The 18,524-nt window shown below is 59.9% G+C and carries 15 protein-coding genes; 12 read left to right on the plus strand and 3 right to left on the minus strand.

Features of this window, described 5'->3' with window-relative positions; all coding sequences use genetic code 11:
• Positions 1–227: 227 nt before the first annotated feature.
• The 4 genes from ACFMO7_RS01345 to ACFMO7_RS01360 all read left to right on the plus strand — a co-directional run bounded on the left by ACFMO7_RS01345 (position 228) and on the right by ACFMO7_RS01360 (position 6,067).
• Positions 228–2,123: a PrkA family serine protein kinase gene (locus tag ACFMO7_RS01345; protein WP_376793740.1), complete on the plus strand. Its 1,896-nt coding sequence runs from the start codon at positions 228–230 to the stop codon at positions 2,121–2,123.
• A 260-nt stretch (positions 2,124–2,383) separates the two neighbouring features.
• Positions 2,384–3,532: a sporulation protein YhbH gene (gene yhbH / locus ACFMO7_RS01350; protein ID WP_376793741.1), complete on the plus strand. Its 1,149-nt coding sequence runs from the start codon at positions 2,384–2,386 to the stop codon at positions 3,530–3,532.
• Positions 3,533–3,550: 18 nt separating this feature from the next.
• Positions 3,551–5,008 (plus strand): SpoVR family protein, encoded by a 1,458-nt coding sequence (locus ACFMO7_RS01355; protein ID WP_376793742.1) that lies wholly within the window; start codon positions 3,551–3,553, stop codon positions 5,006–5,008.
• A 258-nt stretch (positions 5,009–5,266) separates the two neighbouring features.
• Entirely contained in the window at positions 5,267–6,067 is an 801-nt protein-coding gene (locus ACFMO7_RS01360; RefSeq protein ID WP_376793743.1) for a hypothetical protein, read from the plus strand.
• Positions 6,068–6,244: 177 nt separating this feature from the next.
• On the opposite strand, the gene ACFMO7_RS01365 is transcribed toward ACFMO7_RS01360, so the two are convergent.
• Positions 6,245–6,862 carry a sulfite oxidase-like oxidoreductase gene (locus tag ACFMO7_RS01365; protein ID WP_376793744.1) on the minus strand — a complete coding sequence of 206 codons (618 nt, stop codon included), beginning with the start codon at positions 6,860–6,862 and terminating at the stop codon, positions 6,245–6,247.
• A gap of 438 nt (positions 6,863–7,300) precedes the next feature.
• On the opposite strand from ACFMO7_RS01365, the gene ACFMO7_RS01370 reads away from it, so the two are divergent.
• From ACFMO7_RS01370 to ACFMO7_RS01385, 4 genes are all read left to right on the plus strand, one after another.
• On the plus strand, positions 7,301–9,259 hold the full coding sequence (locus ACFMO7_RS01370; protein WP_376793745.1) for a hypothetical protein: 1,959 nt from the start codon (positions 7,301–7,303) through the stop codon (positions 9,257–9,259).
• 76 nt (positions 9,260–9,335) lie between these two features.
• Positions 9,336–9,737: a DUF2203 domain-containing protein gene (locus ACFMO7_RS01375; RefSeq protein ID WP_376793746.1), complete on the plus strand. Its 402-nt coding sequence runs from the start codon at positions 9,336–9,338 to the stop codon at positions 9,735–9,737.
• 75 nt (positions 9,738–9,812) lie between these two features.
• Positions 9,813–10,682, plus strand: a complete 870-nt coding sequence (gene prmC / locus ACFMO7_RS01380; RefSeq protein WP_376793747.1) for a peptide chain release factor N(5)-glutamine methyltransferase — start codon at positions 9,813–9,815, stop codon at positions 10,680–10,682.
• Between the two features lie 327 nt (positions 10,683–11,009).
• Positions 11,010–12,404 carry a glycosyltransferase family 4 protein gene (locus ACFMO7_RS01385; RefSeq protein WP_376793748.1) on the plus strand — a complete coding sequence of 465 codons (1,395 nt, stop codon included), beginning with the start codon at positions 11,010–11,012 and terminating at the stop codon, positions 12,402–12,404.
• A 386-nt stretch (positions 12,405–12,790) separates the two neighbouring features.
• On the opposite strand, the gene ACFMO7_RS01390 is transcribed toward ACFMO7_RS01385, so the two are convergent.
• A complete protein-coding gene (locus tag ACFMO7_RS01390; protein WP_376793749.1) occupies positions 12,791–14,431 on the minus strand; it encodes an FAD-dependent monooxygenase in 1,641 nt (546 codons plus the stop codon).
• A 223-nt stretch (positions 14,432–14,654) separates the two neighbouring features.
• Between ACFMO7_RS01390 and ACFMO7_RS01395 the strand changes: the two genes are divergently transcribed.
• From ACFMO7_RS01395 to ACFMO7_RS01410, 4 genes are all read left to right on the plus strand, one after another.
• Positions 14,655–15,149: a MarR family winged helix-turn-helix transcriptional regulator gene (locus ACFMO7_RS01395; RefSeq protein WP_376793750.1), complete on the plus strand. Its 495-nt coding sequence runs from the start codon at positions 14,655–14,657 to the stop codon at positions 15,147–15,149.
• A gap of 417 nt (positions 15,150–15,566) precedes the next feature.
• On the plus strand, positions 15,567–16,217 hold the full coding sequence (locus ACFMO7_RS01400) for a hypothetical protein (protein ID WP_376793751.1): 651 nt from the start codon (positions 15,567–15,569) through the stop codon (positions 16,215–16,217).
• A 103-nt stretch (positions 16,218–16,320) separates the two neighbouring features.
• Positions 16,321–16,512, plus strand: a complete 192-nt coding sequence (locus ACFMO7_RS01405; protein WP_376793752.1) for a hypothetical protein — start codon at positions 16,321–16,323, stop codon at positions 16,510–16,512.
• A 1-nt stretch (position 16,513) separates the two neighbouring features.
• Positions 16,514–16,783: a hypothetical protein gene (locus tag ACFMO7_RS01410; protein ID WP_376793753.1), complete on the plus strand. Its 270-nt coding sequence runs from the start codon at positions 16,514–16,516 to the stop codon at positions 16,781–16,783.
• 125 nt (positions 16,784–16,908) lie between these two features.
• On the opposite strand, the gene ACFMO7_RS01415 is transcribed toward ACFMO7_RS01410, so the two are convergent.
• Positions 16,909–18,414 (minus strand): NB-ARC domain-containing protein, encoded by a 1,506-nt coding sequence (locus ACFMO7_RS01415; protein WP_376793754.1) that lies wholly within the window; start codon positions 18,412–18,414, stop codon positions 16,909–16,911.
• Positions 18,415–18,524: the final 110 nt, after the last annotated feature.

Raw genomic sequence — 18,524 nt, forward strand, 5'->3', positions numbered from 1 at the left:
GAAAACCAGCCCTTTGATATCATAGTTTACCTGTTTTTCGCGCCGGAAGGAGCAGCAGTCATTGTAGTCATAGCAGGCATAGAAGGAAAGGAACCTCGGCAAAGGCGTACACCCGGTGTAACGGTCAGTAAGCGTTCTTCCCGTCCCGCCGGCGGTGGTCTGCGGCGAAGCGTCCCGCCTGAAGGGCCAGCCGGCAGCCTAGCAGACAGAAGAAGAAAGGGTAACCTATGGACCTGGTGAAGCGGTTAGAGGAATATCGGGACCGAGAGCGAGCACTTGCGTGGGAGGGGACGTTCGCCCAGTACTTTGAGATCGCGTGTAAGAGGCCGAAAGTCGCCCGCCTCTCGCATGAGCGCATTTACGACATGATCATGGAGGCGGGGGTCGAGACTACGCGCAACGGCGAACTGCGGTACAACTTCTTCAGCCAGGAGATTTTCGGCATCGAGAAGGCGCTGCAGCAGATCGTCGACTACTTTCATTCGGCAGCCCAGCGCCTGGAGGTGCGCAAGCGCATCCTGCTGCTGATGGGGCCGGTCGGAGGCGGCAAGTCGACCATTGTGCAGTTGCTCAAGCGGGGCCTGGAAGCCTACACGCGCACCGAGGCCGGCGCCGTCTACGCGATCAAAGGTTGCCCGATGCATGAGGAACCTCTGCATCTCATCCCCCAGGAGCTGCGCCCCGATATCGAGAAGGAGTTCGGCCTCTACATCGAGGGCGATCTGTGCCCGCGCTGTCGCTACATGCTCGACAACGAGTATCACGGGCGCATCGAGGATGTGCCCGTCCAGCGCATCGCCTTCAGCGAGAAGTATCGCATCGGCATCGGCACCTTTACCCCGTCCGACCCCAAGAGCCAGGACATTAGCGAGCTGGTGGGGGGCATCGACCTCTCGACGATCGGGGAGGTCGGTGTCGAGAGTGATCCCCGCGCCTACCGCTTCGATGGCGAGCTGAATGTTGCCAACCGCGGCCTGATGGAATTCATCGAGATGCTCAAAGTCGATGAGAAGTTCCTGTATGTGCTGCTCACCCTCAGTCAGGAGCAGAACATCAAGACGGGCCGCTTCAGCATGATCTACGCCGACGAGGTGGTGGTCAGCCATACCAATGAGCACGAGTATCAGGCCTTCGTCGGGAACAAGAAGTCCGAGGCGCTGCAGGACCGCATCATTCTGGTCAAGGTGCCCTACAACCTGCGCGTCTCCGATGAAATCAAGATCTACGAAAAGCTCCTCAAGCAGAGCGCCCTGCGCAACGTGCATATTGCCCCCTACACCCTGCGCATCGCCAGCATTTTTGCCGTTCTGACGCGCCTGGAACCTTCGAAGAAGGCCGGCATGAGCCTGATGAAGAAGTTGCGCCTCTACGACGGCGAGGACATCGAGGACTTCAAGCAGAAGGATGTCCGCGAGCTGCAGGAAGAGGCCCAGCGCGAGGGAATGGATGGCATTTCGCCGCGTTACGTCATTAACCGCCTCTCGAACGCTCTGGTGCGCCAGAACGTGGCCTGCATCAATCCCATCGATGCCCTGCGGGCCTTGCGCGATGGCCTGGATCAGCATACGAGCATCACGCGCGAGGAACGTGAGCGCTACCTCAACTTTATCAGTGAGGCGCGTAAAGAGTACGACGAGCTGGCCAAGAAAGAAGTGCAGCGGGCCTTCGTCTACTCCTACGAGGAGGCGGCGCGCACGCTGCTCAATAACTACCTCGACAACGTCGAAGCCTACTGCAACAAGACCAAGCTGCGCGATCCCATCACCGATGAGGAGATCGATCCTGATGAGCAGCTGATGCGCTCGATCGAAGAGCAGATCGGCATTACGGAGAACGCGAAGCGGGCCTTCCGCGAGGAGATTCTGATCCGCATCTCGTCGCTGGCGCGCAAAGGGCTGACCTTTGACTATACCAGCCACGAGCGACTCAAGGAGGCCATCGAGAAGAAGCTCTTTGCCGATCTGCGCGATGTCGTCAAGATCACAACTTCGACGCGCACGCCCGACAAGGAGCAGCGGCGCAAGATCAATGAGGTGGTTGATCGCCTGGTGACGGAGCATGGTTACTGCCATATCTGCGCCAATGAGATCTTGCGCTACGTTGGAAGCCTGTTGAATCGCTAGACCACCGTTCGCAGGGGGTGAACCGGCCAGCCGCCGCCAGCGCTTGCCCCGCCCTGCCGACTCAGGTTGGCGGTGGCCGCGCGCAAGAGCAAGCGAGCAAGCAAGCAGGCAAGCAATGGCGACTGTCGGACCGTCCGGGGCCAACCAGGGTCCCGTGGGAGCCTCCCATGGGACGCGGCCAGGCGGCCTGGAGGCCGCGCTCTGGTTCATCCCCTGCTCTCTTTTCCGCTTCCGCTTCCGGCCAGGAAGGAGTGTGCGCTATGTCCGTCTCGCAGCACGATTGGTCGCTGCACCGCAAGGGGCAGATCGATCAGGAGCGCCACAAGGAGAAGATCCGCGAGGCTATCAAGAAGAATCTGCAGGAGATTGTCAGCGAGGAGAGCATTATTCTCTCCGATGGCAAAAAGACTGTTCGCGTGCCCATTCGCTCGCTAGAGGAATATCGCTTCCGCTACGATCCAGGGCGCCAGGCCCATGCCGGCCAGGGCGATGGCAAGAGCCGGGTCGGCGATGTGATCGCTCAGGAGCCGCGCGCGGGCCGCGGCAAGAAGGGCGAGGCCGGCAAGGATCCTGGTTACGACTACTACGAGGCCGAGATCAGCATGGAAGAACTCTCCGAGCTGATCTTCGAAGATCTGGAGCTGCCCAACCTGGAGCAGAAGCGCCAGCAGGAGCTGCAGACCGATGCCGTGCGCTTCACCGATATCCGTAAACATGGCCCGCTGACGAATCTCGATAAGAAGCGTACCATTCTGGAGAATATGAAGCGCAACGCCGCCAAGGGCGAGCCACGCTTTAAGGATATCAAGAATGAGGACCTGCGCTTCAAGGTCTGGGAGCCGACGATCCGCTATGAGTCGAACGCCGTCGTGATCGCCATGATGGATGTCTCCGGCTCGATGGGGGAGTTCGAGAAGTATATCGCCAGAAGCTTCTACTTCTGGATGGTACGCTTCCTGCGCACAAAGTATAACAACGTGCACATTGTCTTTATCAGCCACCACACCGAGGCCAAGGAGGTCACGGAAGAGGAGTTTTTCCATAAGGGCGAGAGCGGCGGCACTCAGGTCTCGTCGGCTTATGAGCTGGCGCTGCAAATTATTAAGGAGCGCTTCAATCCCCACGATTGGAATATCTACCCCTTCCACTTCTCAGATGGCGATAATCTCCCCTGGGACAACGATCGCTGCGTGCAGTTGGTGCAGCAACTCATCGAGCTGTGCAATATCTTCGGCTACGGCGAGATCCGCGAGGGCCACTATCGTTCCCCAAGTACGCTGATGTCGGCCTATAGCCGCATTACGGATAAGAAGTTTGTGGCGGTGACGATCTCCGATAAGAAGGAGGTCTATCCGGCGCTGCGCAAGTTCTTCGCGCGCCGTGGCGATGCTGTGCCTGCGGGCAGATAAAGCAAGGGAGAGATGCCTATGGCGGATACCGATCTGGAGCGCCTGCGTGATCGCATCGGCTATGCCTGGGATATTGCTCATGAGTTCGGGCTGGACCCCTTCCCGACTCATTTCGAGCTGGTCCCGGCAACCATCATGTACGAGTTCGCTTCCTACAGCCTGCCGGGCCGCTTCAGCCACTGGACCCACGGGAAGGCCTACTATCGGCAAAAGATGCTCTACGACCTGGGGCTGAGCAAGATCTACGAGATGGTGGTCAACACAAACCCCAGCTACGCCTTCCTGATGGAGATGAACGATCTGCTCCAGAATACTTTTGTGGCGGCGCATGTCTTCGGCCATACCGACTTCTTTAAAAATAATGTCTACTTCCAGCATACGTCACGCCGCATGATCGAACGCGCCAGCCTGAACGCGGAGCGGATCGCGAAGTATGAGTTCGATCACGGCAAGCTGGAGGTGGAGCGCTTCCTCGACGCCGTGCTCTCGATTCAGGAACATGTCGATTACCACCTCTTCTTGAAGGGCGAGGAGGATGAGGACGAGCCGCAGTGGCGGCACGAGGAGACGCGCACTCGGCCTTCAACGGAGTATGACGACCTCTGGGAGCTGGACCGCGAGGAGCGGGAGCGCCGCGCGGAGGAGGAGCGTGAGCGCCGGCGTGGGCGCCCTCCTAAGTTCCCCGAGAAGCCCCAGAAGGATCTCTTGCTCTTTTTGATCCGCCACTCGCCCATTCTGGAGCCGTGGCAGCGCGATGTCATCGAGATTGTGCGCCAGGAGTTCTTATACTTTGTGCCACAGATGCAAACGAAGGTCATGAATGAGGGCTGGGCCTCGATCTGGCACTCGCGCATCATGCGCGAGATGGCCGACCGCGGGCTGATCTCCGATGCTGAGGCGCTGGAGTTCGCCCGCATGCATGCCAGTGTCCTCTCGCCTTCGCGCACGTCTCTCAATCCCTACTACCTGGGGTACAAGATCTTCGAGGATATTGAACGTCGCTGGGACCAGCCGACAAAGGAGGAGCAGGAGCGCCTGGGACGCAAACCAGGCATGGGCCGCCAAAAGATCTTCGAGGTGCGCGAGCTGGATAACGATGTCTCGTTTTTGCGCAACTATCTGACCAAGGAGCTGGTCGAGGAGCTGGATCTCTACCTGTATAAAAAGGAAGGCGATGAGTGGGTGATCGTGGAAAAGAACTGGGAGAAGGTCCGCGATGGCATCGTGGCCAGTATGACCAACTTTGGCTTCCCCTATATCGTTGTCGACGATGGCGACTATCGCGGCAATCGCGAGCTGTATCTGCGCCATTTGCATGAGGGCCAGGACCTCGACCTGGTCTACGCCGAGAAGACGCTTCAGCATGTCTATCAGCTCTGGGGACGCCCCGTGCACCTGGAAACGGTCTACGATGGCAAGCGCATTCTGCTCTCTTACGATGGCGAGCGCAACAGCAAGACAACCCTGGAGCGCTGAGTTGGCCCGCTTGCCTGCCCGAGCCGTGGCCAGCACGGCAGCAGGGGCAAGACCTGTCTTCTTCTTCTGCTGCCGTGTTCCCTTTCCCTCTCTTGTCTGCTGCTCTTTTCTGGTCTAGAATAAGAGGGCGCGCAAGTACACGGCGCTATCCTTTCTTGCGTTCCTTCCAGGCACTTGAGGAGCCGGGTCCATCCTGTATGGAGCCTCCCCTCTTTCTCTCCTGGCATGGGTTGGCTATCTCGTCTAAAGGAGGACCCTATGCCATTTGGGCCCCATATGCTGATTTCTACTGAGGAAAAGGGTTGGATCATCAACCGCGTGTACTATGAGCCGCAGCAGGACGATGGGGAGACCTTCGTGAAGGCTCTGGACGATGTGATCGAAGACGCTCAGCGCTATGCGGTGACGGAGGATTTGCCCTATGATGCTGGCCTGCCCAGAGGAATCTTGCTGCGCATCTGTTGTCAGAGAGAGGAGGTATTGCCCTCGCCCCATCAGGAGGCGCTGCAGGAGAGGGGGTTTGTCCCCGATCCTTTGGGATGGGCACTGGCCTTTCCGCTGAGTTGGGAGCTGGATCAGGGCTATCGCTCCCTCCAGGAGGAGCTGAATCGTCGCGTTGAGCAGGGCGACCCGCGTGCTCCTCATGGAAAGGAGACCACTATCGCGGCATATAATATGCGCGTGCTCAGCGAGGTGGCCCGGACTACGCTTGGTCTTGAACTGGACGGCTCTTTTGAGAGCATCCAAAAGCTGGATGAGCTGCTCTTGATGGAGAGGGTGGAGCCGGAGTGGCGCTTTCGGGTCTTCTCGCCGGCGACCCTGGTGGCCTGCGGGGACTATACGTCCGAGGTGGCCATTCGCTCCTTCCCCGAACTGCATTGGGGCAGCGATGAGAAATATCCGCTGGAGTTCGAGGGTCACCTCAGACCTGGTGGAGCCGGCGGCGGCAAGCTTAATCCGCGCGGTAAAGCTGTCAAGCGCTGCCTCTACGGAGCTTCCGACTCGCTCTATAGTCTGATCAGCGTGATTATCTCCCTGGTTCGCCAGAATCGTTCCTAGCGCGAGAGGGATTGGTGGAGCGCCGGGGGCCTCTCGCTGTCGGCGCTGTCCGACCGTGGTCAGGAAGGCCTTTTCTGGCTAGCTGGCTCGTGAGCGCACTGGCAGGACAGTCGCGAGACGAGCCAGCCGGCGCTCCACCTGCTGTTGTCGGCAGAGCCTCAGCGGAGGCTCCCCTATCTACCAGTAGCGCTCTTCTTCCCAGGGGTTGCCGCGGTTATGGTAGCCGCGCATCTCCCAGAATCCTGGCCGATCCTCGGCCATGAACTCCAGCCCGTCGAGCCACTTCGCGCTCTTGTAAAAGTAGAGCTTGGGCACGACCAGGCGGACAGGACCACCGTGGTCCGGCTCCAGGTCCTTGCCGTCGTGCTTAAGGGCGATCAGGACGTCATCGTCATCCAGGCTGGACAGTGGCATGTTCGTCGTGTAGCCGGTCCAGGAGTGGGCCATGACATACTTGGCCGTTGGCAGCGGACGGGCCCGTTTGAGAATCTCGCGGATATGGACACCTTCCCAGGTGTTATCGAAGCGGCTCCAGGTGGTGACACAGTGGATGTCGGTTGTAATGGTCACCCGTGGCAGCGCGAGAAATTCTTCCCAGGTCAGTTCAAAGGGATGTTCAACCTCACCGGTGATCTTGAGCCGCCAATCGGGCGGAAAACTCGGCGTGCGCTCATAGCTCAGCACTGGCCATTTCTTGGTCAGATACTGGCCGGGCGGTAGCCGATCCTGCCTGGCCTCCTCTTTGGCGGCGGCGTTGGTGGCTGTGTCGGAGGTCTGTCGTTTGAACAGACTCATGCTACTTGACTCCTTATTGCCTGATAATGCCGGATAGGCATTTGTTGGCTGGCCTCTTCTTTCCTTCTGTGGGTATGTTACAACACTAACAACAGTCTCGCCCAGGGGAAAATTCCCTGAGCCGCCGGCGGACCAGCTTGGGGAGTGCTGCCCGTTGCCTTGATGGGCCAGGTGTTGTGCTTTATCCGACCAGCCACTACAATAGAGGGGCGCCTGTTCTGACGAGGGGCTGGCCTGTGAAGGCGGAGGCGAATTGCAGAAGCCTGGGGCGATCGACAGGAAGGAGGCCAGCGGGCGCGCTGGCTGCGACCGGGCTGGCTCCGCTCCAGGCTGACATGGAGCCTGGCCTTACCTGGCCGACCAATGGCTAGCCCTTCACAAAAGGAAAGAAAGCCTATCCCATCTCCTATCGGAGGCCGAGGCAGGAGGGAGCGAGCGATGATCACGATCTTTCTGGCAATCTGCGGCGCGCTGATTGTCATGGCGATACTGACGGTGGGGCGTCTGGGATTTGGCCGGCGGGAACCGTTTGAGGTCCGCGGCTTCCTGCGCTGGTTCGGGGGCTATTTTCTCTTCAATGTTCTCTTTTGCTTTCTGCTGGTCTATTTTGAACTACCGGCCCTGACTGGACCGCTGGGGGGCTGGCAGTGGGTGCTCTGGCCACTGGCCATCAGCAGTCTGGCCAATCTCTTATCCCTCTTGCGTCCCATTCTGGGAGCCAGAGAGGAGGAGCCGGAGGGAGCGGGGAGGCGCAGGTCGGGGGGACGAGGGCAAGGGAGTGGATTGGAAGAAAGCCAGGGGCGGAGCCGGATGATCTCGCGGGCCAGTGTGGCGGCTGGCCTCTTTGGGCTGGTGGTTGTGGGGGTAGTCGGCCTGCTGGTCTCGGGACTCATCGTCGTCTTCACTACCTGGTTTGACGGCAATGCCAAAGCGCTGGCGGCCATCCCTCAGCTGAAAACGGCCAATTCGCCAACGCTGCCGCCGACAGATCCCAATCACATTGTACTGGTCAGCCAGGGTGTCGCGGCCTACGAGGGCCAGCAGATCCTGGGGTCCACCGGTCAGAATCTGGGGTCGACCTATAATCTTGATCCCAGCAGCTACACGCTGCAGTCGATCAACCACCATCTCTACTATGTGGCCCCGCTGAGCTACAACAACATCTTCGTCAACCTCTCCAACCCCTACACTCCTGGCTTCGTGGTCGTCGACGCCGAGAACCCAGAGGCCACGCCGAGGCTCATGACGGGAGGAGATAAGACGCTGGCCTATCTACCGGGCGCCTTGCTCAATCAGGACCTGCTGCGTCATGTCTATCTGAGCGGCTACACCTATGGGCGCCTGGTTGATCCAACGCTAGAGCTGGATGACCACTATCATCCCTACTGGACCATCTCTTTGCTGCAGCCTTCGCGGGGCTACAGTGGGGACGTGCTCAGCGAAGTCTTGCTGGTCGACGCCCATACCGGTCAGATTACGCGCTATCGTCCCCAGGATGTGCCGGGCTGGGTAGATCGCGTCATGCCGGCCGCGACCGTCACGCAGTATCTGCAGTGGTGGGGACTCTACCATGCTGCCCCCTGGTTCAACCCGTCGGGGGCCAATCAGCAGGTGCCGGCCAGCGAGCCTCAGCTCCTCTACAACAGTGTTGACCAGCCAGTTTGGCTGGTGCCGATGACCTCCTCCTCGCTCAACGACAATTCCAGCACTGGCATTGTTCTCTTTGACACGCACGCCAATCGGGGCACCTTCTATCCGTTGACCGGCATCGGCATTGGCAGCAATGTCGAGAACACTATTCAGTCGACGCGAGCCAATCTGCGCAGCTACGACGTCGATAGCGTTCAGCTCTATCAACTCTATGGAGAGCCGACCTGGGTTGCCATTTTTGTCCAGCATGTCAGCAGCGGCAGCATCTTTCAGGCGGTAGGCATTGTGGACGCGCGCAACCTCAATGGCAGCAATGTCCAGTACGATACCACACTGAGCGGCGCCCTGCAGGCCTATCAGCAGTGGCTGACGCAGCAGGCGAGCGCTGCCAATCGCCCGACCAGTGGGGTCGTCAAGAGCGTGGTCGCCCGCGTGCTGCGCATCTCTTCGGTCCAGGAAGGATCAAATACTGTCTTTTACCTGCAACTGGCCGGCCAGCCGTATATTTTCACGGCCAACCTCTCGCTTTCGCCGAAGTTGCCGCTGGTGCAGCCAGGGGATGTGGTGAAAGGCGATTATTATGATAGCGGTGGGCAGGTGATGGTCTTCAAGACCTTCGATGATCTAAGCATTCAGCTGGCGGGATCATCGTCGACCCCGCAGCCGACGGCTTCTCCGCTGGTGACGCCGACGCTGACCCCGCGGCCGCAGCCCACTGGGACGCTTACCCCCTCTGCAGGTCGCTAGCCGCAGAAACGGATGAACGGGTCAGAGAGGGACAGACGGGACCTGTGACCGTCGAAGCAAAGGAAGGAGGGTTGGGATGCCTCACTATTTTACGCGCGAGGAGGCCGAGGCCCTGCTGCCAGTGGTCGCGCCGATCCTGCGCCGTATTCAGGAGCAGCGCAGCAAGCTCAGGGAGGGGGAGGAGCGTGCTCATGCTGTTCGGCTGCGCATCATCAAGAATGGTCACGACATCAACGAGACCATGATGGAGATCCAGCGTGCTCAGGTGCTCCATCTGCAGCGCCTGCAGGAGGCGCTGGCTCAACTGAGCGAGTTGGGTTGTGAGTTGAAAGATCCCGATATGGGTCTCATTGATTTTTTGAGCTTGCGTGATGGGCGCGAGGTCTATCTGTGCTGGCGTTTGGGAGAAGAGCGCATCAAGTACTGGCATCCGCTCGATGCGGGCTTTCAGGGGCGTCGTCCCCTCGATGAGGAGTAGCGGGAGAGAGGAGCTGAGGCCAGCTCTCTGTGGCGGAGTGCGGGACCAGTCAAGAAGTGTTATGGGAGAACGGCTATGACCGTGAAGGAGGCCCTGGAATGGGGGCGACGCTGCTTACAGGAGGCGGGCCGTGAGGCGCAGGAAGCGGGACGCGATGTCCAGGTCTTGCTCGGCCATGTTCTGGGAGTAGAGCGAGCCGCCCTCTTCGCCCATCCTGAGCGGGAGCTGAGCGAGGAGGAGAGGCGGCGCTTGATAGCTTTGCTGGAGCGACGGCGGCGTGGCGAGCCGGTGGCCTATCTGCTCGGTCACAAGGAGTTTTTCGGGTTGGACCTGCTTGTCGATCGGCGTGTGCTTATCCCGCGCCCCGAAACAGAGCTGCTGGTAGAGGAGGCCCTGACCGAGACGCGCGAGCGCCTGAGCCGTGGCGAGGTGCCGCTTCTGGCCGATATCGGCACTGGTTCGGGCGCCATTGCCGTTGCCCTGGCCGTCAACGAGCCGCGTTTGCCCTACCTGTATGCCTGTGACTGCTCGGCAGCGGCCCTGGAAGTGGCGCGGGTCAACTGCCAGCGCCATGGGGTCGCTCAGCGGGTGCGCCTGCTGCAGGGGGACCTGGCCGGGCCGTTGCCCGAGCCGGTTGATCTGCTGGTGGCCAACCTTCCCTATGTGGGCACCGAAGAGCGGGAGCTGCTTGCCCCGGATGTACGGGATTTTGAGCCGCCGGAGGCCCTGTTTGCTGGCCCCCGCGGTTTAGCTCTTCTTGAGCGTCTGCTCCTGCAGCTCCGTGAGCGTCCCGTCCTCAAGGAGGGGGCCACGGTTTTGCTGGAGATCGGCTATCGGCAGCGTGAGGCGCTTGAAGCCTTGGTGCGCCAGCTCTGGCCCATGCTGAAGCTGACCTGTCGACGAGATTACGCCGGTCAGGAGCGTCTCCTCGTCCTGTCCTTCTAAGGGGGGCTTCTGGCTGCGGGCGACTCAGCGTAGCGCGAGGAGGAACCCGCCGCCGGGCCCGGGCCTGGGGAGATTCAGCAGAGGCGCGCAGCTTAGGGAAGAGCCTGGCAGGAGAGGCCCTATTCTTCTTGCTCCCCCCATTCTAGACTAGTATAAATCGGGGAACTCGTTGCGTTCCTTTTGAGGGAGTCCGTATAATCGGACTACCGCTACGTCCCTGGTTGGGCCTCTCCAGAGTGGTGGTGGCGGAGCGGCCAGCCAGGATGACGGAGAGGCAGATGAAGAATACGGTGAGGGGCGGTGAACGGCCCTCACAGGAGACGGTACATGGTCCAGGCCGGTGACTTGCAGTTGACTGTGGCGGCGCTTCTGCCCGTGGCTTCCTGGCTTCCTCCGCTGGCGCTGCCCTTGCTCGGAGGCATTGCGGCTTTTGTCCTGACCTATCTGCTGACCTTTGCGGTGCGGGCCCTCTGTCTACGCATGGGTTGGCTCGACTATCCTTCGGAACGCCGAGTGCATACGGTTCCGGTTCCCCGTTTGGGCGGTGTAGCCATTTTCCTCTCGTTTGTGGTGGCTTCCTTGCTCTTCTATACCCCGGCGCGCAACATCCCTACTTCTCTGTATATGGAGAGCACGGTCTATTGGCTCTTCTTGCTAGCTTCCCTGCTCTTGGTAACGGTCCACCTTATTGATGATCTGATCGGTTTAAAACCCCTGATCAAGTTGCTGGCTCAGACGGTGGCGGCGGCGATTATGCTCGCTCCCTGGGAGGGCCGCTTTCATGGGATCTTCCTCTTCTCGTTCAATAATCCTTTTGCGCCTGGTCTGGTTTATCTCGGCGTGCATGATAATGCGATTACGCTGGCGGCTATCCCTGCTCTCTGCTTTACCTGGTTCTGGATGGTAGGGATGATGAATACGGTCAATCTGATCGACGGGGTTGATGGGCTGGCGGCAGGTGTGGTGGGGATCACTGGTCTGTTTACGGCCTTGATTAGTTGGGTCTTCCATCAGGAAAGCATTGCGGTCCTGGCGGCGATTTTTACTGGCGCTGTGCTCGGCTTTTTGCCGCACAATTGGAATCCGGCCCGCATCTTTATGGGAGATACGGGAGCGATGTTCCTGGGTCTGGGGCTGGCGGTGATGTCAACGATCGGTGGGGCGAAGCTAGCCCTGGCCTTGATGCTGCTCGGGGTGCCCATCCTTGATGTTGCGGTGGTGGCGATCAATCGTATCCGCCACGGCCAGCGTCCCTGGCACTACGATAAGACCCATCTGCACCATCGCCTGATGGCGGCCGGCCTGACGGTCAAACAGATCTGTTATCTCTTCTACGGGGTGACCCTGGCCTTCGGGTTGCTGGCTGCCGGTCTGTCGATCCTGTCACTGGATATCGCTAATCGCCAAAATGCTCATCTTTTTAAGTTCATGAGTATTCTGCTGGTGGTAGTAATTATGGTGGCGCTGATCGTCTGGATCGATTATCGTCAGCGCCAGCGTGGAGGGCGTTTGCAGCTCAGTGGCCCTACCGACAGCCCGACTGACCCAGCTCTGAGTGCGCGCGAAGTGGGGCTGCCGCCAGTCTCGCTGGAGTCGGCGCCAGGCGCGGGGGAAGGGCAGTCTGGGGCAGATGGGCACGGGCAGTCGTCCGAGGTAGATAGTGCTGGCCCGGCTGGCTCGGAGCCAGGTGAGCTGCGCCTGCAGGCTGGTTGGGAGCCATAAGTCAAGTCAAGCCAAGCCAGCTTGCAGGTCCAGGCTGGGCCGCTCTCTTCGACGCTCAGGCTGGCTTTGGGGATCTGGCAGACAGTCATCGGCTCGCGCCCTGGAAACCTGGCCTCGCGGTCAGCGCTTGATCGCTGACTCCGCTTCTCTTTGCTTTGATGCGCCAGATCCTCCTTAGTCCTCTTGTCTCCATGTCCCTTTTCATCCTGGCCCGATCGGTCTCTAGGGTTGCGGAGCCATCTGAGTGGCCTGCTCTGCCTTTATGGAAGAGCATGTGGCCTGGCTCTCTCTCGATGAGCAAAGGGCCGTATTTGCGGCCTGCCAGCGACGATCGTCTCCTTCGCCGCCGGCAGGCGTGATCTCGCGGTAGTGGCGGGATCCTTAGCTCAACGAAGACTCAGTAGATGTCTCAGAACCCGCTCCAGCTCCGGCCCTGTTTGGGCACCAGGACCAGTTGTGCGCCAGGCTACGACGCCGTCTGGGCGTACGAGGACAGCCCCGATCTTTCCGATGCTGTAGGCTTTGAGAAACGAGCCATCGACATCTCTGAGACTCTCTTCTGGGCCGATGGGGCAGATTAGCAGGGGCAGCCTATTCCATCGGCGCTGTACTGCCTCTTCCCAGCCGGCGGGAGGAGCGACAGTGAGCAGGACCCAGCCTTTTCCGAACAGATCGATGCTTGAGAGTCGAGAGCCATTGCGCTCCAGGATCACCTGTGGGGCGCGCGTTCCTGCTTCACCACTGAGGGTACTGGGGTGTTGGGTAAGTGGAGCAGTCTCCGATCCTGGTTCAGGCACCAGCGCTCCGCTGCGGTAGCGAAAGCCGAAGATCAGGGAAGCATCATCCACCAGGGTACTCTCCTGACTGCCCGTACGAGAGAAAAAGCGGTGCAGCGTCTGCTCGACGGTCAGTGTCCCAATAGGGAGACGTTCCTCCTCATAGGACTCCAGTAGGGCGGAACCGGCTTTGCCGGCCAGCACGAGTGCCAGCTTCCAGGCGAGATTAAAGGCATCCTCAATGCCGGCTCCGGCCCCCAGTGAGCCGCTCGGCAGAGTCGTATGGGCGGCATCTCCTGCCAGAAAGACTCGACCTTTGTGATAGTGTGAGGCCCATTGTGCTGCCAGCTCCCAGATGTTGACCTTGACTGGATCCCAGGGGTAGGCTGGCAGGATCTTGACGGCCAGATCAGGGATGCCCACCGCAAGGCGAATCAGCTCAATACAGCGTTCATCGCTCAGGTCCTCGCGCCGCTCCCCGCGTTCAGGATGGAAGGCCGTATTGAAGCTCCACAGCCTCTGGTTATCGATTGGCATCAGCATTCCCTGCCCATCGGGAAGAGCAGGGTTATTGACATAGCAGAGCATAATCCTGCGTCCCCGCAGGGCCTCGCGCAGATCCGCCTCGAACAAGATGGTCATCACATGAGCGATGCTTCCTGGCCCTTGGGTCGTAATCCCGAGCATCCGACGGACCTGACTGTTGGCTCCATCAGCGGCGATCAGATAGCGTGCACGCACGTGCCGCTCTTTCCCTGTGGTTCGCTCGACGATAGTGGCCGATACGCCGCTCTCGTCCTGGGTAAAAGCCACTAACTCAGTATTAAGGCGGATGTCACCACCTAGGAGCTTTGCCTGGGCGTAAAGAATGGGTTCGAGATGATCCTGATCGATGAGACACCAGGTGGTGGGAGAGACGGCTGTCATGCTCGACGGCCCTCCCTCGTTGATCCGCATCAGCTCGCGCCCGGCCAGCGACTCGACGCGCACTATCTCTGTATTGCCAGCGATAGGCGATTGAGCGGCACGGATAGTCTCCTCCAGGCCTGGCCAGCGGAAAAGTTCCATCGCCCGCGGGTTGAGCGCCCGAGCGCGAGGTAAGCGCGCCAGCTCTGGATGCCTCTCCACTACCAGCGATGCGACGCCTCGCCAGCTCAAAAAGAGTGACAAGGAGAGTCCAACTAGCGAACCACCGACAATCAGAACGGGAATCTGGAGCGTTTCTTCGGCTCGCAGTTTATCAGAAGACATGGAAGTGTTTCCTTCCCTGTGGGAAGCTGAGCATCGCTACGATAGATCGTGAGGGAGGCTGCTCGCCAACGCTGACCAGACCAGCATTGACCAGGACCCTCGCGGATCTTCCTTCTGTCACCTGCCCGGCTCCTGTGCTATACTAGAGCCTGGTAATTTGATCGCTTGATATCTAGATTTTCTAGATATCAAACATTCGAAGTATAGCAGGGAGAAGCCACCCTTGTCAAGCGAACGTGCTCGCCTTGAGCAGGCTGTCAAAGAACATTTTGGGCGTGAGCTGAGCGCGTATACGCTCATGTTTCACCAGGCGGTCGCAAGCCGTCTTGGTTTGAATATGACCGACCTGAAGTGCCTGGATCTGGCGCGCGAAGGAAGGCAGTTGACACCAGGTCGCTTAGCCGAATTGACGGGCCTCACCACTGCGGCGGTCACAGCGATCCTTGATCGACTCGAAGAAGCTGGATTTGTGCGACGCGAGAGGGACCCCAACGATCGCCGCAAAATCCTGGTGCGGCCACTTCCAGACCGCATTGAGGAGGTTACCCACCTCTTCGCTCCACTCGATAAAGCCGTGACTCACCTCCTGGGGCAATACACCACCGAGGAACTTGCCTTCCTGGATACCTTTGCCCAGCGGATGAGTCAGATCCTCCGGCAAGAAACTGCCAGACTGCGAGAGCCATCGTCTACGCAGGTCGAGAGGACGCGAGACTAAGCGAATCTCTGGCCTGGGGCACAGTCGTACTTACGCTCGTTGTTCGACGAGCACTGGAGTAGGCTGGCGCCCTCTGCCCTTATCTCTATGCTGCTGTGACCTGCAGGCTACTTCAGACAGAGTTTTGCTTCCCCCGCCCGTAGTCCTCCTGGGCATCAGTGGCAAGGCAGGGGAGGCATCGTTGTTGTGGTCAGGACTGGTGATTTGGAGAGGCGGCTGACTGGGCGGGCGCTTCTGGCCTGATAAGGAGAGACGCAGCGTATGTTGGAGAAGAAGACTAGCCAAAAGACTAGTAAAGTGCTGGCACTGCTGCTGAGCATCTGGCATCCTTGACTCAGACGTCCTTCATACCTACATCTGGCGAGATGTGAAGGACGAAGGAATGAATCTATGAGTAGCTGAAAGGAGTCAGGCAAGATGCTGCAGAGAGGTCGTCTCTACTTTCTAAGCGCATTGGCTATCGTCTTTGTCCTGGGCCTGGCGCTGGCACCGACTGGATCTGCTCATGCCCGGGCCGCCAGCAAGCAGGAAGCGAAGAACGCTGCGGCTTCTGGAAGCGTGATCAACGCGATACCTGAGTGGGTGAAAGAGGCTTTGCCCTATGTGCACGTAGTGAACTATACTGCTTCCATTGATCCTGCGCTTGCTCACGTCGTCAGTTCCCAGATCCTTGCTCAAGTCCAGCAAGCCGTGAGCCGATATAATGCCTTGCCACTAGCTGTCAAGCGGTCGTCAGGAGGTGCCCATCCTGCAACGGCGGTTTCTCCGGCTGCAGGGTGCCAGCCTCAATTCAGGGAGTATATCAACTGGTGGGGATACTCCTTTTATCTCAATCATTGCCTTGTCTATGACATAGCCTCTGGTCTTACTGGTGGTGCTGCGCTGGCTGGCATCGTTGCTGCTCTCTGTGGCCCTTGTGCTCCGGTTGCTGGAACTATTGCAGGCGTACTTGTGATCTATAGCGCCTGGCTCTTCTGGGCTGACAGCCAGTGTAATGGGGCGGGGGCCTATTTGAATGAAACCAGCCTTGTCGGTTCTCCAGTCGTGTGGGTGAGTACCGCTTGTTGACCTTGCTCGATACTGGCCGTGGCTGGAGGGAGAGGCTCTGCGGCCGCTCGCTGGCCATCGGTTGTGGATGGGCCGTTTCGACTCTCGTAGAGAGGAACCAACCGTGCTTTTACGAGTTTTTGCTCTTCTCTGCTTCCTGACATTGCTGATCAGCGATGTGGTCCTCTGGCTACGAGTGTGGCGTCTGCCGCCGGGGCAGGAGCGCACCGGGCAGCTAGTGGGAGCTGTAGGGGTACTCGTTGCCCTGGTAGCCGCTACTTTCATTGTCTACTTGACGCTCAAAGGAGGTTCCTGAGATGCCCTGCCCCGAACAGCTCGTGATCATGGAGGTGGCAATCCCCGTACTCAGCGTGACACTGCTGCTGGCCCTGGTAGCGCTTGCCTGGGAGGTCCGGCTGAGTATGGCGGCCTGGCAGGCGCGTCGGCAGCGGCAGCGAGCGCTGCGGGAAGCCCTGGAGGTGCTGCAAGCGGGGGCCGCCAGGCTGATTGCGGAAGAGCACAGGACCGCTGCCCGGTCCCTGGCCTCCTCCTGCGGTTCTGACAAGTGCCAGGTCCTGACGGTCTAAGTGCGCTGTTGCACCAGTGGGCCGATCCACGGTCACAGGAAGCGGGACAGCCCTCCAGGGTTGTCCCGTTCTGGTTTCCTCTGGCCCTTCGGCTGACAGCTCTCGCCAGGTCCAGGTGCTCATGCTCATATTGCCCCGGCGAGAGCGTTGGCAGCCGCTTCAAGGAAACGTTGCTCCTCGAGGAGGGCATGCTGTCTGGCCAACTGCAGGGCGGTCTGCACGTTCTCACTCTCAATGGGTGCTAGCGAGGCGCCGGCGCTGAACTGCTCCCTGACCAGCGCAGCATAATAGCCAACCAGGGCCTGCTCGGCGGTCATAAGCTCCTGCCGCCGGACGAGGCGCAGGAAAGCCCGGATCACTGGGTGGAGATGGTAGCGTGCGGACTGGCAGGTGACCAGACCACTGTCGCAGAGCTGGTCGATGGCACTGGCGAAGGTGGCTGGATCGAGCTGGCCTACGGCGGCAGCGGCCTCTTCGCTGAAGCTGGCAGGTTGAGGAGGAAAAACTGCCAGAGAGTGGATCAGGGTTAGGGCTGCCGAGGACAGGCGAGCCAGGCTGCGTTGCAGCGTCTCTCCCAGCAAGCCCGAGCTTTCTTGGCCTGGCAGCGAGAGAGAGAACCAGCGTAAGGGATGGTCCAGAAGCTGCTGAAAGGCGGCCCGAATGCGGCGCGGCTGCTCGTACAGCGACTCCTCGTAAAGATAGGTGCCTATGAGCTGCAGAGCCAGAGGTAGGCCGCCGGCAGATTCGCTCAGGCGCCTGGCCAGGGCTGGCTCCTGGCCGATGGCCTGGGGAGCAAGCAGGCGCAGCAGTTCCAGGGCTGGCACTGCTTCAAGCGGAGGCACGTAGACAATCTGGTGTGGGGCCAGCCGAGCTGCTAAACGAGGTGAACGAGTTGTAAAGAGATGGACGCTGCCCGCGGCGCCCAGACGAAAGCGCAGAGCCGTCTCATGCTCCCAGACATCGTCGATGATCAGCAGCAAACGAGGGCGGGTGCTGACAGTGGGTAATGATTGGTGGCCCGCTCTGCCAGAGCGGGCTGCGAGCTGTGAAGGCCGGGAAGAAGGAGGAGGAGGAGAAGAAGAGAGGCCCAGAGGAGCAAGGTGGCTGCTCCAGCGAAGAAGCAGCCCATCGATGTCGGGAGACTCTCCCAGCGAGACCCACAGCACCCCGTCGCAGAAGTGCTGCTGGATCTGCCGATCCCGGCTGAGGGCACAGGCGAGGGCGGTTTTGCCACTCCCCGGCAGGCCGTAGAGGGCGATATCTGTCGGGGGCGACTCACAGCAGAGCAAGTTCCGCAGCCGCTCAAGTAGAGCCTCACGCCCCTGCAGCGGAACAGGAGGCAGAGGCTGAGGCGCCGCGCCAGTCACAGCGAGCGAAACGCCAGGCAAATTCCCTGCCCGCCTGGGCCGCACACCGAACAGACCAAGAGCCGCAGGCTCACAGCCGAAGACCGCAGACAGCTTCTGCCGAAAGTAGGGTCCCGGCCTGGCCCGCCCGCTCTCCCAGCGATAAATTGTAAAGGCATTCGTTCCAAGCAATGCGGCGAGCTGCTCACGGGTCCAGCCGCGTTCCTCGCGGGCATGCCTCAAGGCCTCGTTCGCTTCCTGCTTCTGGCTAAATTCCTGACCCATGAATCCCTCCAACAGCGTTGCCGAAGGTCCTCCTGTATTGCCTCTTTAGTCTAACCAGACAACCTGCGTTGGATTATAGAATATAAGCTCTTCGATGTCAATCTGCCAGG

The organism is Thermogemmatispora sp. (assembly GCF_042408735.1).
Lineage (GTDB): Bacteria > Chloroflexota > Ktedonobacteria > Ktedonobacterales > Ktedonobacteraceae > Thermogemmatispora.